Raw genomic sequence first — 15,810 nt, forward strand, 5'->3', positions numbered from 1 at the left:
TTACGTATAAAGTGAAACTTTAATCAGTGAGGGTTTTGTTCATCCCCCACTGATTATTAGCCCTCACCAATCGGGCTTTTACGGGCAGCAGTGCCTCCACCTAACTTCTTTGCTTCTGCTGAATTTTGAGGTGAGGGTCTTACTGACCGGCGAATAGCGGGATAAATATTTTCTTCAATATAAAGAACATGCCCTAAAAATTAGAACATGCCCCCCTCATCCTGTACATTCAGTTTAATAATAACCGTTGTTCCCTTATCTTTTTCACTTTCAATTTTCCACTGTCCACCATGTATATGAACAATTTGTTTCACAATAGCAAGGCCTAAACCTGTTCCACCATGTTGACGACTTCTCGCTTTATCAACTCTGTAAAAGCGTTCCCCAAGATTCTCCAAATGCTCTATATCAATGCCAATTCCTGTATCTTTTATTTTTAATTCACAGTAATCATCGATTTGCTCTAAAGTTATAACGATATTTCCTTTTTGATTTGTATATCGTATCGCATTATCTAACACATTATGAAGCACTTGTTGCATACGATCCTCATCAATCATGACAATGACCTCTGGATTTAAATTGGTTGAAATATGAATTTCCTTTTCTATAAACTTAATCTCATACGTATCTAATACGTCTTCAATCAGCTGTGAAAAAACGATAGGTTGCTTCTTTAACGGAAAGTGCTCACCTTCTAATTGTGCTAAGTCTAACAAGTCATGAACGAGACGCTGCATACGACCTGCTTCTTTATGAATTAGCTGAGTTACTTTTTCCTGCTGAGCTCCCTTTGCAACACCATCTAAAATAGCCTCGCTATACCCTTTTATATAACTAAGTGGTGTTCTAAGTTCATGCGAAACATTTGCTAAAAATTCCTTACGCTTTACATCTTCTGTTTCTAATGAATTTGCCATTTTATTAAATGCTTTTCCTAATCGTCCAATTTCATCCTCTGAAGAAACTGTAATCCGCTCCGAAAAATCTCCCGTAGCCAAATGATTTGCAACCCGCTCCATTTGCGAAAGTGGCTTCGTAATTGCAATTATAATTTTTCTTCCAACCCATATCGTAATTAAAATCATAGCAATTGCTAACGGTGCTAAAATAAGACCCATATCATAGATTAAATCTTTTATACTTTTTAAAGGAATATACGAATAGACAATTCCGACTAATTTTTTATTTTCCAATACAGGAATGACAACCCCCATAATATTACGGTCAAAATGTTCTTCATATCCTATTTTTGTCACAGTTTCCCCATCTAATAGCGTTTGCCTATCTCCTTCACTTATAAGAGAATGATGATGCACATCAAAAGGCAAACATGCGCTTAAATCACGCGGATTAGATACGAAAATAACATCTGAACTAGATATTTGATCAAACGATCTTACTTTCTCTTCAAAAGTTGATATTCCTTCACGCTTATCATATTGAGCAGCAAGACTTTTCCCTTCCATTACTAACGAAGTTTTTAAATTATCAACGTATAACTTTTCATACGAGTATAAAGATACGAAATAAAGAAAGGACACTGTTACACATACTGCACATACTACTGTAAGCCAAAGTTTTTGTACCATCGTAAACATATGTTACACCTCAAATTTATAGCCTACACCCCAAACAGTTTGAATGTAGTTTCCACTTTCTCCAAGCTTCAAGCGCATCGTTTTCACGTGCGTATCTACTGTTCTTGTACTTCCGGCATAATCATATCCCCATACCTTTTCAAGTAATTGCTCCCGGCTAAATACTTGTCCTGTATGCTGACAAAGAAAATATAGTAAATCAAACTCTTTTACAGTAAGAGAAATCGACTCACCATTCGCCTCAATTCGTCTGCTTTTTTCATTGATAAGAATTGGTCCAAATTGAATCTCTTCTTGCTGTTCTTGCTTTGTATATCTTCTTAGTACAGCTTCCATACGGGCAACCAATTCACCAGGACTAAACGGTTTTACAATATAATCATCTGCTCCCATACGTAAGCCATTCACCCTATTCCACTCTTCACCTTTTGCGGTTAAAAATATAATCGGCACATCTGACGTTTTTCTAATTTCTTTACAAACTGAAAGTCCATCCATTTCTGGCATCATTATATCTAATACAACGAAATCATAATGATTCGTTTCTAGTTTTTTAAGAGCCTCTTTTCCGTTTTCAGCTTCTCCCCACTCATATCCAAAGTTATCCAAATACATTCCAACAAGCTGCCTCATATCACTTTCATCATCTACAACTAGCACTCTATATTTATTCATTGTCCTTCCCTTCCCTCTCTATGAGTTGAAACGGTCCTTTTCCGACTTTAATTGTTTGTTTTATTTTCATACTCTTCATATCCATAACACACACTTCATCACTATCATAACTTGCTACATATCCTTCTGCTCCGCTTTTCAAAAATGCAAATGGATTTGAGCCTATTTCAACGGAAGCTACCTCTTTATACGTACTAGTATCAAATTTTCTAAGCATATTCGAACCGTGGCTTAATGCATATACGTACTTATTATCTTTCGTTATGTTCACAGGCATAAATGGAGCGTGTAAAGAACGTACCATTTCACCGCTCTGTAAAGAATACACTAATACTTTCTCATTCACTTGATTTCCATCACCATGCCCGCCAATCCATATTTCTTTCCCATCAGGACTAATCGTCGCTCCTGTTGATGCTGGCGGAATCATAAAGGATTGAACAACTTCTTTTTTCTTCGTATCAATTGTCGTTAGTTTCGTATCATAAAAGTTTAGTACAGATAACCGATTCTGATACTCTACCATCGTTATAGGCCCTTTTCCTGTTGAAACATTTCCTGTCTCTTTCCCATTTATCGTAAAGAACCTTACCTTTTGAACATTTTGATCAGCAGCAAATAATTGTTTTTTATCTGCTGATACGACTACATTTACAATGCCCTTTCCAGTTTTATATTTTTCCACTTGCCTTCCTTCCGCTAGTGAATATACATACATATATTCTAATTGCTTACCGTATACAAGTATTTCATCGCCATTTGGAAGCAGTGTGATTCCGGCCATTGGCTCATTTAGTTCCCATGTCGTAATTAACTTTTTATCCTTTTTATCAATAAAACTAATACTGCCTTCTTTTATATTCGTAGTTATAATAACATTTTTATCTTTAGCAATTGGTGTATATGAACTTCCTTGACACCCTACTAATAGAAATAAAAAACAGAGAAGAAAAACATACTTTCTCAAAAGATTCCCTCCATCTTCAGATGATTTCGTTATAATTGTAAAATAACAAATAAATGTGTGGAAAGTGTGAAATTCCCCTTTCTTACTCAATTTACATATATAATATACAACAAATAGAATTTGAGGTGTGTCAATTATGCTATTTCCTGATTTAGCGAATAAAATTGTACGAGAAGTACGCAGACTAATTACAGAAAATATAATTATCATTAATATAGAAGGCGTTATTATCGCAAGTACAGATACAGAAAGAATTGGCCAATTTCATGAAGGTGCACTCCGCTGCGCTAAACAAAAGAAAACCGTCATCATTACAAAAGAAGATGAAAGGCGATTGCAAGGTGTAAAGGCTGGGATGAATCTTCCTTTATTATTTCATGATGAAGTAATTGGTGTCATTGGGATTACCGGAGAACCTGAAAATATTTCACGCTACGGAGAAATATTGCGTAAGATGACCGAATTATTAATTCATGAAAACTACTTTTTAGAGCAATTAGAACTTGAGCACCGTTCTTATGAAGCTTTTGTCTTTGATTGGCTTCAAAATACAGAGTGGTCCCCGAGTTTTCTTGATCGTGCCAAAACACTTGGCATTGATTTATATAAGAAAAAACAACTTGTTTTGTTTTCTATTGGCAAAAATGACACAATGCTCCAGCGTAAAATATGGCAACATGTACGAAATATTTTAACAAAAGAGCATCTATTTGTTCGCTGGGGAAATGATCGTTTTATTTTATTTACAGCGATGAGCTCCAAAGAACAAACTTATCAGTTTTTAAAACGGTTAAAACAAGACTGCGAAGCTTTATTTTCTATTCCTTTATATATCGGGATTGGGCAAACAGTTACCCCAAACAATATGAACATATGTTACGAACAAGCATTACGTGCTCTTTCTGTATCATTGGAAACGAAAAAAATTGTATTTAATGAAGATTTACGTTTAGAAATGTGTTTACAAGATATTTCTGCCGAAACGCGTGAACAATTTCTAGAGCGTACCATCGAAAGCTTACTATCATCTCCTGAGCTTATGCACACTTTACGCTTATTTATCGATTATAACCAATCTTATAAACAGACAGCTAAACAATTACATATACACATTAACACCTTACATTATAGGCTAAAAAAGATTGAAGAACATACAGGACTTGATCCAAAACAATTCAAAGACTTAAACGTTTTATACTTCGCACTCCTCCTATTAGATAATCATACAAAAAAGAACGATAAAACAGATTAATCTTTAGATGATTATACATAGAAAGAATCCCTCGACTTTTTTATCATTATAACGAAAGCACTGTTACCACGTTGTTTATTATAACTAAACACGTTAACAGTTTGAGGGGGATTTCCAATGTTAGAAAAACAAATTATTCATTCATTCGTATCTATTGTTGGCGAAGATAATGTAGATACATCCAATATGGGGCGTTTAACTTATAGTTATGATGCCACTCCAAACTTCCAAGCAATGCCTGATGCAGTCATTGCTCCTCGTAATACAAATGAAGTAGCTGAAGTGTTAAAAGTATGTAACACTCACAAAATTCCTGTGTATGTGCGCGGGTCTGGAACAAATCTTTGCGCAGGAACATGTCCACTTGAAGGCGGTATCGTCCTTATTTTCCGCCATATGAACAATATTTTAGAAATTGATGAAGAAAACTTAACAATTACTGTACAAGCTGGTGTCATTACACTTGATATTATTAAAGCGGTAGAAGAAAAAGGTTTATTTTATCCACCAGATCCAAGCTCGATGAAAATTTCTACAATCGGCGGTAATATTAATGAAAACTCAGGTGGATTACGCGGTTTGAAATATGGCGTAACACGTGATTATGTAATGGGGCTTGAACTTGTCTTACCAAATGGTGATATTATTCGCACTGGTGGTAAATTAGCAAAAGATGTAGCTGGTTACGATTTAACTCGTTTATTTATCGGTTCTGAAGGAACACTTGGCGTGGTAACAGAAGCCATATTAAAACTTGTTCCTATGCCTGAAACAAAGAAAACAATGCTTGCATTATATGAAGATATTAATGAAGCTGCACGTGCTGTTTCTTCTATTATTGCAAATAAAATCATTCCAGCAACACTGGAGTTTTTAGACCAACCGACAATTGAAGTAGTAGAAGAGTTTGCACAAATCGGTTTACCTACAGATGTAAAAGCAATTTTATTAATCGAACAAGACGGTCCACCCGAAGTAGTCAATCGAGATATTGAAAAAATGGCTAACGTTTGTCACTCTATGAATGCAGTTGATGTTCGCGTTGCAAAAGATGAGACGGAAGCAGATGCGCTTCGTACCGCTCGCCGTAGTGCCCTATCAGCGCTCGCACGATTAAAACCTACTACAATATTAGAAGATGCAACTGTACCACGTTCACAAATAGCTCCGATGGTTGAAGCTATTAATACCATTGCAAAAAAATATAATATTCCTATTTGTACGTTTGGACACGCTGGTGATGGTAACTTACATCCAACTTGTATGACAGACGCTCGTAATGCAGAAGAAATGCACCGAGCTGAACAAGCTTTTGCTGAAATATTTGCGAAAGCAATTGAACTTGGTGGCACAATTACTGGTGAACATGGTGTTGGTGCGATGAAAGCTCCATATTTAGAAATGAAATTAGGTAAGGAAGGTATTGCAGCTATGCAAGGAATAAAGCAGGCTTTCGATCCAAATAACATTATGAATCCTGGAAAAATGTTCGCGAAAGACACCCGAAAAAGAGTGGTGGTTGAGCGATGACCACATTAAATAAAGAAAATATTCAAAAAGAATTTAAAGAACGATTAAGTGAAGATGAATTACTAAACTGTATGCGATGCGGTTTTTGTTTACCTACTTGTCCTACCTACATTCAATCCGAATATAAAGAGTCACATTCACCGCGCGGACGTATCGCATTAATGAAAGCTGTCGTTGATGGTTTAATCGAACCAGATGAAGATGTTGAGAATACATTAAACGTTTGTCTTGGTTGCCGTGCTTGTGAGCCTGTTTGTCCATCTGGTGTAAATTATGGGCATTTATTAGAAGAAGCTCGTGATATTATTAATCAAAATAAAAAATTCTCGGTGCCAGTGAAAGCTGTTCGAAAAGTCGTTTTTGAAGGATTATTCCCCCATCAAAATCGAATGAGAACATTAACTGGACTAATCGGATTTTATCAACGTTCTGGTTTACAAACGCTAACACATAAAACAGGGATTATGAAGTTATTCCCCGAAACACTTGCAACGATGGATCTCGTTTTACCAAAAGTCCCTAAAATGAAAGCGATGAAAGATCGTCCTTCATTTTTACCTGCAGAAAGTACAAAGAAAAAACAAGTTGCATTCTTCACAGGCTGCTTAATGGATACGATGTTTTTAGAAACAAATAACGCAACGATGAAACTTCTTCAATTAGCTGGTTGTGATATCGTTATTCCGAAAACACAAAGTTGCTGCGGTGCATTACATGGACATGCTGGTGAAAAGAGTGGAGCAAAAGAATTAGCAAAGCGCAATATAAAAGCATTCGAAGACTTAAACATCGACTATATTATTACGAATGCAGGTGGTTGCGGAGCTTACCTCGTAGACTATGATTATCTTTTAAAGGATGATCCGGATTGGGCTGAACGTGCTAAGCAGTTTGTTTCTAAGATTAAAGATATTACTGCTATACTAGTAGAACTAGACTTCCATAAGCGAACTGACTTACGACTCACGCCGCAAGTTATTACGTATCAAGACTCTTGTCATTTACGCAATGTTATGCGCACATCTTCTGAACCTCGTATGTTACTAGAGGCTATCCAAGGTGCAACATATCGAGAAATGAAAGATGCCGATCGTTGCTGTGGCTCTGCTGGTATTTACAATATTGTTCATTCAGAGTTATCAATGGAATTTCTAGATTACAAAATGGACCGTGTGCATGAAACAGAAGCAACAACCATTGTTACTGCAAATCCAGGTTGTTTATTACAAATGAAATTGGGTATTGAGCGAGAAGGGCTTTCTCATAAGATAAGAGGAATTCACATTGTGGATTTATTATTAGAAGCAATTGAAACTAACTCGTAATAACTCGTAACATACGTAATAATAGGAAAACGGCTATCTCCTTCGTCTATGTAAAGAGATAGCCGCTTTTTTGTCTGCTACAACATTAAAAATATGTTACTTTATTATAAAAAAGAACAACAGAAACATTACAGTTTTGTAAAAATCAATCCATTATATTCCTCAAAAAATCGCTCAAACCATTGATACAATAGGATTCTTCATTTTCTATTTAGGTAACTTTATCCAAAAACCCCCTCTTAAAACCAAGTATAAAAACACTATAAATTCCTTTTATACTCTATATTTCTCTTATTTTTGCTCCCTCCTTCTCTTAGGATAAATTAGGTAATTTTAAAGTCTATGAATTTTTTTCCATCTTTTTTCTCGCAAATTGTATGCTACGATGAATTTGTCAGTCAGACAGGCTGTCAAAAACAAATCGTGTGAAAACAAATTAAAACTTTATATAGGGGGACACACATCATGAAAAAACGTGTTTTATTATCTGTAGCTGCTGCAACAGCTCTTACTTTAGGAGTATCTTCTCTAGATGCACAAGCTGCAACAGTACAACCATCTAACGTAAAGGTTCAAAATATTCAGCATTCAAAAGTGATGATGAAACAAATGAACCAACAAGAATTACAAGCATTCTTACAATCTATGGGAGTTGAATCATTAGCACAATGGCAACAAGGAAACTTCCAACCAAACTGCTTCATTCCTGGTCAACAACCTACTGAAAATGTTGTAACTGAGCAACCAACAGCTAAGCCAGAAACTCAAAAGCCAGTTGAACAAAAACCAGCCGAGCAAAAGCCTGCTGAAGAAGTTCAAAAACCAGAAGCTCAAAAACCTGCTGAAAACAACAATACTCAAAAACCAGCTGAGCAAAAGCCTGCTGAAGAAGCAAAATCTTTAAGTGAGTTCGAACAACGTGTTGTTGAATTAACAAACGCTGAGCGTGCAAAACAAGGCTTACCAGCACTAAAAATCGATACTGAATTAAGCAAAGTAGCACGTATTAAGTCTGAAGATATGCAAAAAAACAACTACTTTGATCATAACAGCCCTACATACGGATCTCCGTTTGATATGATGAAGAAATTTGGTATTTCTTATACATCTGCAGGTGAAAACATCGCTCAAGGCCAACGTACACCTGAAGAAGTAGTACAAGCTTGGATGAACAGCGCTGGACACCGTGCAAACATTTTAAATAACGGCTTCACTCACATCGGTGTTGGTTATGTAGAAAGCGGCAACTACTGGACACAACAATTTATTACGAAGTAAATAGATTAAAAGAGTCTTCTCATAATGAGAAGACTCTTTTTTAAGTTTCATAGCTTTCTATTATGTATGAATAGAAAATATATAACATAAACAACATAGATCCACAGCTTATTATACTAAGCAATACATAAAATCCCCACTCTAAGTTCAAAAACAATGAAAACAATATGCCCCATGCCATCACTTGAAAAATTCGTCTACTCACTAAACGAATTTTTTGTAATTTAATTGGATCTTTTTCTTTGCCTTTTATTTTCTTAAATTCTTTACTCAGCATAAAAAGAAACATACTAATCCCAATCGTTAATCCTGTTTGAAAGGATATCACCTTCCTAAAATTAATAAAGAGGATAAGCATATGAATAAACAACATAAATAACGTAATTTTCTTTATAAAGCCGCCTATAATACCATGCCCTCTTTCATTAAACTTAAATATATTATGTGAAATAATATACAAAAATCCATATGAAAAAATAATAAAACAGGGAATAAATGCTACAACAACTTGTTTACTCATAAACTCGTTTGGCTCACCATTTACATTCCAATGTACTGCCATACGATTTGGTAAATAGGGATAGAGAAATAGAGTAAGTAAAAGACAAGCGAAAAATATTCCAAGTACATACTTATATTTGATCAAGTGATTCTCACCTCTCTTTTCTCTTAACGGCTTCGCTTCTTTTAGAGAAATCCCTGCAAAAATCTACTTTTTTCAAGTTAAAACTTATACTTTACGCATTTTCTTTTTGAAATTCTTTTATTTTTTTATTTAACTTTGTAGGAAACGGCACATCAACTTCAATTGCTTCTTTCGTAATTGGATGCAAGAAATTTATCTTCATCGCATGCAATGCTTGACTGGACATATATTTTGTTTGTCCACCATATAATACATCCCCAACTAGTGGATTACCATTATGACTCATATGAACACGAATTTGATGTGTTCTACCCGTTTCTAATTGTAACGTTACGAAAGTCGTGTTTTGCTTCTTAAAATACTTTTCTACTTTATAATATGTGATAGCTTGGTCACCTTTTGGAGAAATACGACGCCTTGTAGCATGATGGCGATCCCTTCCGATAGCAGCATCAATCTTCCCTTGTTTCTTCTTTACTTTCCCTTCAACGAGCGCTGCGTACGTTCTTTTAATTTTTCTTTCCATTAATAGACGATCCATAATTGCACCAGCAATTCTATGCTTAGCAAACACGACACCACCTGTCGTATCTTTATCTAAACGATGAATATGACGCACCTTCGTCTCTAAACCTTGCATTTGAAAATGAAAAGCAACAAGATTTGCAAGCGTCCCGGTTCCACCTTTTTCAGCAGGGTGTGTGTCCATTTGCTCTGGTTTATTTACGATAAGTACGTGATCATCTTCGTATACTACATGTAATTCACCATATTCTGGATCTACACCGTACTCTTCCTCCGCAAACATATGGACTTGTAACTTATCGTTCTCTTTTAAAAGCTCATTCCATCTTCTTTGTTCCCCGTTAACCGTAACACCTTTTTCCATACGAAGCTGATGTAATAGCTTTTTCGGTATTTCCCATTCTACTTTTAATACCGATTCAATACTTATACCATTCCATTTAGCTGGAACGATAATTTCACACCATTCGCCCTTTTTCTTTGTTTCCATACTGTTTATCACCTTATTTCTATTGATTCTCTCATTGTAACGGAAAACACACTTTGATGCACTGTCAAAAATAGAGGACAGTCTTATAATAGACTGCCCCTCAAGCTCTAAGTCTTTTCATTTCTAATAATACTTCTTCAGCTTTTTGTTCATACGATAAATCTTTAAAGAAATCCGCCAACCTTTTATAATCATTGTAAGCATCTAATAAATCGTCCATCTTTTCTATTTTCATCACTTGTTGTTTTTGTTTCATTTTTACTGGATAGCGATAACCTGATACTTCTTGTATTTTGTAATACTCATCCTCTACTTGAACGACCTTTACAAGTTCTTCCTCTTCTGCATCCATCGTATACCCGTCAAATTCTCTAAGTAGTTCATAAATGATATGAGTCCATTCATCTTTTGGATAAAATCCTTTTTCTAACCGATAACCGACAATGCGATACATATGCCCATCGTTCTCGGCAAACTGTACTGTATCATTTAACTTAAACTTAAAATAACGAAACATTGCCTTCACCTACTTATTATGTAATGTTCTTATCACATACTATTTGCAAAATGTAGGCTTTGCTATTCATAAAAAATGCTCATCATATTGATGAGCATTTTTTACGATGCTTTTTCTCGTTTTTTTCGAAATGGTAACCACCAGTTCCAGTCTCCAAATAACTTCATTAAGCTTGGTACGAGCATAAGACGAATAATTGTTGCATCAAGAAATATTGCTAATGCAACGCCAAGACCCATCTGCTTTACTGGTAAAATATCAGTAAATGCGAATGCACCAGTTACAACAATCATTATTAAAGCAGCTGATGTAATGATTCTACTTGTTGAAACGAGCCCTTCTAACGTTGCTTGATCGTTATCTCCTGTTTCTTCATAGAGCTCATGAATACGTGAAATAAGAAATACTTCATAATCCATACTAAGCCCAAATACGAGGCCAAAAATGAAGATTGGTAAGACAAACAGAACCGGACTTGCTTCTAAACCGAAATGACCACCTTCAAATAACCAAACAACAATTCCAATGGTTGCACTTAAACTAAGTATATTCATAACAATTGCCTTAATTGGAATGAGTATAGATCGGAATGCAAATAATAATATAACAAAGGTCGATCCAAATATAACAGACATACCAATTACAACTTTATCTTTAATTTCATCTTCTAATTCTTGTTGAAACGTCGTCATTCCGCCTAGATAATACGTAACATCCGTTTCTTTATAGTTCTTTTTAAAGTCACGTACCCACTGTTTTGCAGTCTCTGTACGTGGTTTTGTTTTCAAAAAGATTTCTATCGTCGTCTTATTCCCTTGCGTGTATGCTTCAAATACAGGAGTTAGTTTCGCTGATTCTGGCGACTGCAATATTCCAACAACTTGATCTGCTTTCATTCCAGTTAACCCGTCGTATAAACTTCTTACTTCATGTACTTTCTTATCATCTTTTAACTTTCGAACGACTTCTTCTATCTTTTGTAGACTTTCTTTTTCTTTCATATCTTTTTTCGTCTCTACAACTAACGTAACATCAGCGTGTGTTTTGACAGTTTCATTAAATGCTTCTTCATACTTTTCATATGCAATCCTTGTATCACTCTTTTCAGGTAAAGCTTCAACACCAGGGAACTGCAAATTAGCTGTACGTAACGGTAATAAGCAAATAACAATAAATGTTGTAACAACAATAATCATTGCAATTGGATGTTTCATCACAAATTGTGCAAATTTACGCCATGCTTTTGCCGGCGTATGTGCTACTTGATTCTTTTTTAATATTCTTTTACCTATTAACGATAATAGTGCTGGAAGAAGTGTGAGTGAGAATAAAATGCTCATAATGACAACAATCATTCCGCTAATCGCGACAGATTGAATATAATCTATCTTAAAGAAAAACAAACCGGATAACCCAACAAATACGCATAATCCTGAAAATACAATCGCACGTCCTGCCGTTTGATATGTAATTGCTATCGCTTCTTTTACCGTTCGTTTAGCAACTTCCTCTCGAAAACGGTTCACAAATAATAGCGCAAAATCAATAGATAATGCAAGTCCAATCATCGGTGCAACGTTTAACACGAAAATAGATAGTTCTTTATCAACACCGATGAAATACAATATCCCCATCGTACTAATAACACTAAGCGTCCCATTCAAAATCGGTAAAATTGATGCCAAAAGACTACCAAACGAAAATAGTAATACAAGAAACGCAATTGGTAATCCAATCATTTCTGCTACTTTTAAATCATTTTGCGTTCTTTCATTAATCTCTTGATTAATTTTCGGAAATCCTGTAGGTGTTACTTTTAATGCTACATTACTTTCTTTCTCAATCTCATCAGCAAATTGTAATGTCTTTTCCATTCTTTCTTTATTTGTTTTCCCGGAAAATAAAATTGTCGCATAACCGATGTCATCTTGTAGCATTTCTTTATTTTGGATTGGGTGATGGAAAGATTCATAGCTCTCTTTCTCTTGAACATTCTTTACAATTTCATCTATTCGCTTTTTAAATTCCTCATGCGAAGCATCTTTATTTTTCTCAAAAACGAGCAGAAGCGTATCTTGAGACTTCTTAAAATCTTGATCTAAAATTTCTTTTGTTTTTTGATAGTCGCCTTCCGTTTGGAAACCGTCACCACCTAATACTCCCGGTAGCCTTGGAGCAAAAATCCCAAGTGCGATTGCGAGCAACAGTAACGCTACAATTACTGTATAACGAAACTGATACAAAAAGGCTCCTAACTTCCCCCACTTATCAACTTTATGTACGTTTGTCTTCACACATTTTCACCTACTTTAAATAATTCAATTGTCACTTATACTGTATCACATCTTGATATAAACAAAAAACGTCTGGAAAAACTATAATAATAGTTTTTCCAGACGTTTTTCTATCTCTCTTTATTAAGCCCTAATCTCTCAGTAAGTAAACGATGGTAGTAAATCGCGATAATTAACAAAATACCACCTACGCAGTAACCAGCTAAAATATCAGTTGGGTAATGTACATTTAAAATGACTCTACTTAATCCAATCGATAAAATTACTATACCCATCAAAATCGTTGTGACACATTTCCCAGCTACGCTTTTCAAATTAGCAGCAATGATATAAGTAAGAAATCCAAATGTCATAATCGATAGCATTGCATGTCCACTAGGAAAACTATATCCAAGTGCATCTAGCGCTTCATTTAATGACGGACGTTCTCTCTTTACAATCTCTTTTATCCCTTTATTCACAAGATGTGTTATTAAAATCCCCATTGGATATACAATCATCGCAGCATAATAACGCTTCTTCCAAAAAACAAGCAAACTTATAACGAGCGTAGTGACTATCCCAATTGCTGATCCCAATTTTGTAAAGTACGAGAAAAATATAAGAGAACTTTCCGTTTGTAGCCCTCTTACTAATCCACGGACATATGTATCCATCACTGTAACGCCACCTGCATGTACGCGCCAAGCAACAATACCAAATACAGCAAATAACAAACCGATACACATTACCTCATACTGATGTAACTTCTTCTTCAAACGATTTCCTCCTACTATGAAAAAATGCGATTTCTACTTTAGAAACCGCATTTCCTTACTTATTTACCTTTTGTTTTTAGCTCTGTCCAGTAACGATCATAGTCTTTTAACTTATCGTCTACATCAACAAGCCATTCTGTACGATCTAACTCTTCTTTCGTTAAGAAAATCATGTGATTATCACGGTATTCTTTACTATGAAGAGGATGAGCTTTTTCATTTGGATTACTGTAACCAATTGACTCGTAGTTTTTCACACTTACTTTTTCATCTAGTAAGTAGTTCATAAATTTCTCAGCAAGCTCTTTATGTTTTGCACCTTTTGGAATTGCTAACGTATCAGCCCAAATTGTGCCGCCTTCTTTCGGTACAACATATTCTACATCTTTATTATCTTTTGCGATAAATGCTGCATCTCCAGACCAAACTGTTCCGATCCAAGCATCTTCTGTAATGAATTTTTGTTTAATGTTATCTGTATCAAATGCTAATAAGTTTGGAAGCAGCTTCTTTAAATCATCTGCTGCTGTCTTTAATTGTGCATCGTCTTTCGTACTGTTTGAGAACCCGTGCTTCTTAAGACCCACTCCTAATACTTCACGAGAATCGTTCAGTAACGTTACATGTCCTTTATATTTCTCATTCCATAAGTCCGCCCAGCTTGTAGGTGCTTCTTTCACATACTTTTTATTGTATGCAATCCCTGTTACACCCCAAGTGTACACTAAAGAATATTTATTCTCTGGATCAAACGCAGGTGTTTTGAAATTAGAAACCATATTTTCGATATTCGGGATATTCTTTTTATCTAACGGCGCTAATAAGTCCATTTTCGCCATTGTTTTAACCATGTAATCAGACGGCTGGATTAAGTCATACTTTGCGCCACCAGCTTGTAATTTCGCAAGCATTTCTTCATTACTTGCGTACTTGTCATAGTTAATTTTCACATTATATTTCTTTTCAAAATCTTTTAGCACTTGCTCATCAAAATTGTCAGCCCAGCTATAAATATTTAATTCTTCTTTCTTTTCACCACAACCAGCAAGCACACCAGCAACAAGGCTAAAACTAATTGCTGCGCCAGCTATTCTTTTCATTAATTTCATCGGTTTATTACCCCCTTGTACTTTCTATATCGTTCGTATTATAAAGGAAGGTGTCCTCCAGAGTTTTCTTCACCATCTGCACCTTTATTCCGGAAGATTTCAGATAGAACCATTAATCCTACGATAGCAACAATTAAAATTGTAGAAAGAGCATTGATTTCTGGTGATACTCCGCGCTTAACCATACTGTAAATGTATAGTGGCAATGTTGTTGATCCTGGTCCTGATACGAAGAAACTAATTACAAAATCATCAATTGATAATGTGAATGTTAATAATGCTGCCGAAATAACTCCCGGTGCAATTGCTGGGAACGTTACATAACGAAACGTTTGCCAAGGCGTTGCTCCTAAATCATTTGCAGCTTCTTCTAAGTCACGTCCCATACTTGAAAGACGCGCAGCTAAAATAACAACAACAAACGAAATACTAAATGTAATATGTGCAATAATAATCGTTGTTTGTCCAAGTTCCATTCCTAACTGGCTGAAAAGAATTAGTAATGATAATCCCATTAAAATATCAGGAATTAAAATTGGTAAATATACAAGGCCATTAATAGCCCCTTCAAAACGATATTTATAACGATGTAAAGCGATTGCAAAGAATACACCAAGTACCGTTGTCACAATCGTTGTTATAACTGCAATCGTAATACTATTTACAAATGCATCAATAACATCTTGTTTTTGAAATAAATCTGTATACCAATGGAATGTAAAACCTTCCCACTCCGCATTAATGCGAGAGTCGTTGAAAGAATAGACCATTAAAACCATCATTGGAAAATACAAGAATAACAAAATTAACCAAGAATAAGAAACTAAAAACTTCTTCATCTTT

Annotated in this window: 14 protein-coding genes; 4 read left to right on the forward strand and 10 right to left on the reverse strand. The window is 35.3% G+C overall.

Features of this window, described 5'->3' with window-relative positions; genetic code table 11:
• Positions 1-200 precede the first annotated feature (200 nt).
• From QO049_RS08560 to QO049_RS08570, 3 genes are read right to left on the reverse strand one after another with little or no spacing between them, the layout of a single operon-like run.
• Entirely contained in the window at positions 201-1,601 is a 1,401-nt protein-coding gene (locus tag QO049_RS08560; protein WP_098762651.1) for a sensor histidine kinase, read from the reverse strand.
• Positions 1,602-1,604: 3 nt separating this feature from the next.
• Complete coding sequence (locus QO049_RS08565; protein WP_001046405.1) at positions 1,605-2,276, reverse strand: response regulator transcription factor; 672 nt, start codon at positions 2,274-2,276, stop codon at positions 1,605-1,607.
• Positions 2,269-3,243, reverse strand: coding sequence for a YncE family protein (locus tag QO049_RS08570; protein WP_001234147.1), 975 nt, complete (start codon positions 3,241-3,243; stop codon positions 2,269-2,271). Before QO049_RS08570 ends, QO049_RS08565 begins: the two co-directional genes overlap by 8 nt.
• 127 nt (positions 3,244-3,370) lie before the next feature.
• On the opposite strand from QO049_RS08570, the gene QO049_RS08575 reads away from it, so the two are divergent.
• The 4 genes from QO049_RS08575 to QO049_RS08590 all read left to right on the forward strand — a co-directional run bounded on the left by QO049_RS08575 (position 3,371) and on the right by QO049_RS08590 (position 8,628).
• Positions 3,371-4,495, forward strand: a complete 1,125-nt coding sequence (locus QO049_RS08575; protein ID WP_001999325.1) for a CdaR family transcriptional regulator — start codon at positions 3,371-3,373, stop codon at positions 4,493-4,495.
• Positions 4,496-4,612: 117 nt separating this feature from the next.
• Positions 4,613-6,025: a glycolate oxidase subunit GlcD gene (gene glcD, locus QO049_RS08580; protein WP_000890754.1), complete on the forward strand. Its 1,413-nt coding sequence runs from the start codon at positions 4,613-4,615 to the stop codon at positions 6,023-6,025.
• Complete coding sequence (locus QO049_RS08585; protein ID WP_284489254.1) at positions 6,022-7,350, forward strand: (Fe-S)-binding protein; 1,329 nt, start codon at positions 6,022-6,024, stop codon at positions 7,348-7,350. Before glcD ends, QO049_RS08585 begins: the two co-directional genes overlap by 4 nt.
• 465 nt (positions 7,351-7,815) lie before the next feature.
• Complete coding sequence (locus tag QO049_RS08590) at positions 7,816-8,628, forward strand: CAP domain-containing protein (RefSeq protein ID WP_000747592.1); 813 nt, start codon at positions 7,816-7,818, stop codon at positions 8,626-8,628.
• Between the two features lie 40 nt (positions 8,629-8,668).
• Here QO049_RS08590 and QO049_RS08595 read toward each other — a convergent pair whose 3' ends face one another.
• From QO049_RS08595 to potC, 7 genes are all read right to left on the reverse strand, one after another.
• Complete coding sequence (locus tag QO049_RS08595; RefSeq protein ID WP_000598997.1) at positions 8,669-9,274, reverse strand: DUF1648 domain-containing protein; 606 nt, start codon at positions 9,272-9,274, stop codon at positions 8,669-8,671.
• Positions 9,275-9,365: 91 nt separating this feature from the next.
• On the reverse strand, positions 9,366-10,289 hold the full coding sequence (locus tag QO049_RS08600; RefSeq protein WP_000448320.1) for an RluA family pseudouridine synthase: 924 nt from the start codon (positions 10,287-10,289) through the stop codon (positions 9,366-9,368).
• Between the two features lie 100 nt (positions 10,290-10,389).
• Positions 10,390-10,806, reverse strand: a complete 417-nt coding sequence (locus tag QO049_RS08605) for a hypothetical protein (protein WP_000490301.1) — start codon at positions 10,804-10,806, stop codon at positions 10,390-10,392.
• 101 nt (positions 10,807-10,907) lie between these two features.
• Positions 10,908-13,100: an MMPL family transporter gene (locus QO049_RS08610; protein ID WP_284489255.1), complete on the reverse strand. Its 2,193-nt coding sequence runs from the start codon at positions 13,098-13,100 to the stop codon at positions 10,908-10,910.
• A 110-nt stretch (positions 13,101-13,210) separates the two neighbouring features.
• Positions 13,211-13,858: a phosphatase PAP2 family protein gene (locus QO049_RS08615; RefSeq protein WP_000727790.1), complete on the reverse strand. Its 648-nt coding sequence runs from the start codon at positions 13,856-13,858 to the stop codon at positions 13,211-13,213.
• Positions 13,859-13,917: 59 nt separating this feature from the next.
• On the reverse strand, positions 13,918-14,967 hold the full coding sequence (gene potD / locus QO049_RS08620) for a spermidine/putrescine ABC transporter substrate-binding protein PotD (RefSeq protein WP_000772485.1): 1,050 nt from the start codon (positions 14,965-14,967) through the stop codon (positions 13,918-13,920).
• 38 nt (positions 14,968-15,005) lie between these two features.
• Entirely contained in the window at positions 15,006-15,806 is an 801-nt protein-coding gene (gene potC, locus QO049_RS08625) for a spermidine/putrescine ABC transporter permease PotC (RefSeq protein WP_000714192.1), read from the reverse strand.
• Between the last annotated feature and the right edge of the window lie 4 nt (positions 15,807-15,810).

The organism is Bacillus sp. RB3, from assembly GCF_030164735.1.
Taxonomy (GTDB): Bacteria; Bacillota; Bacilli; order Bacillales; family Bacillaceae_G; genus Bacillus_A; species Bacillus_A cereus.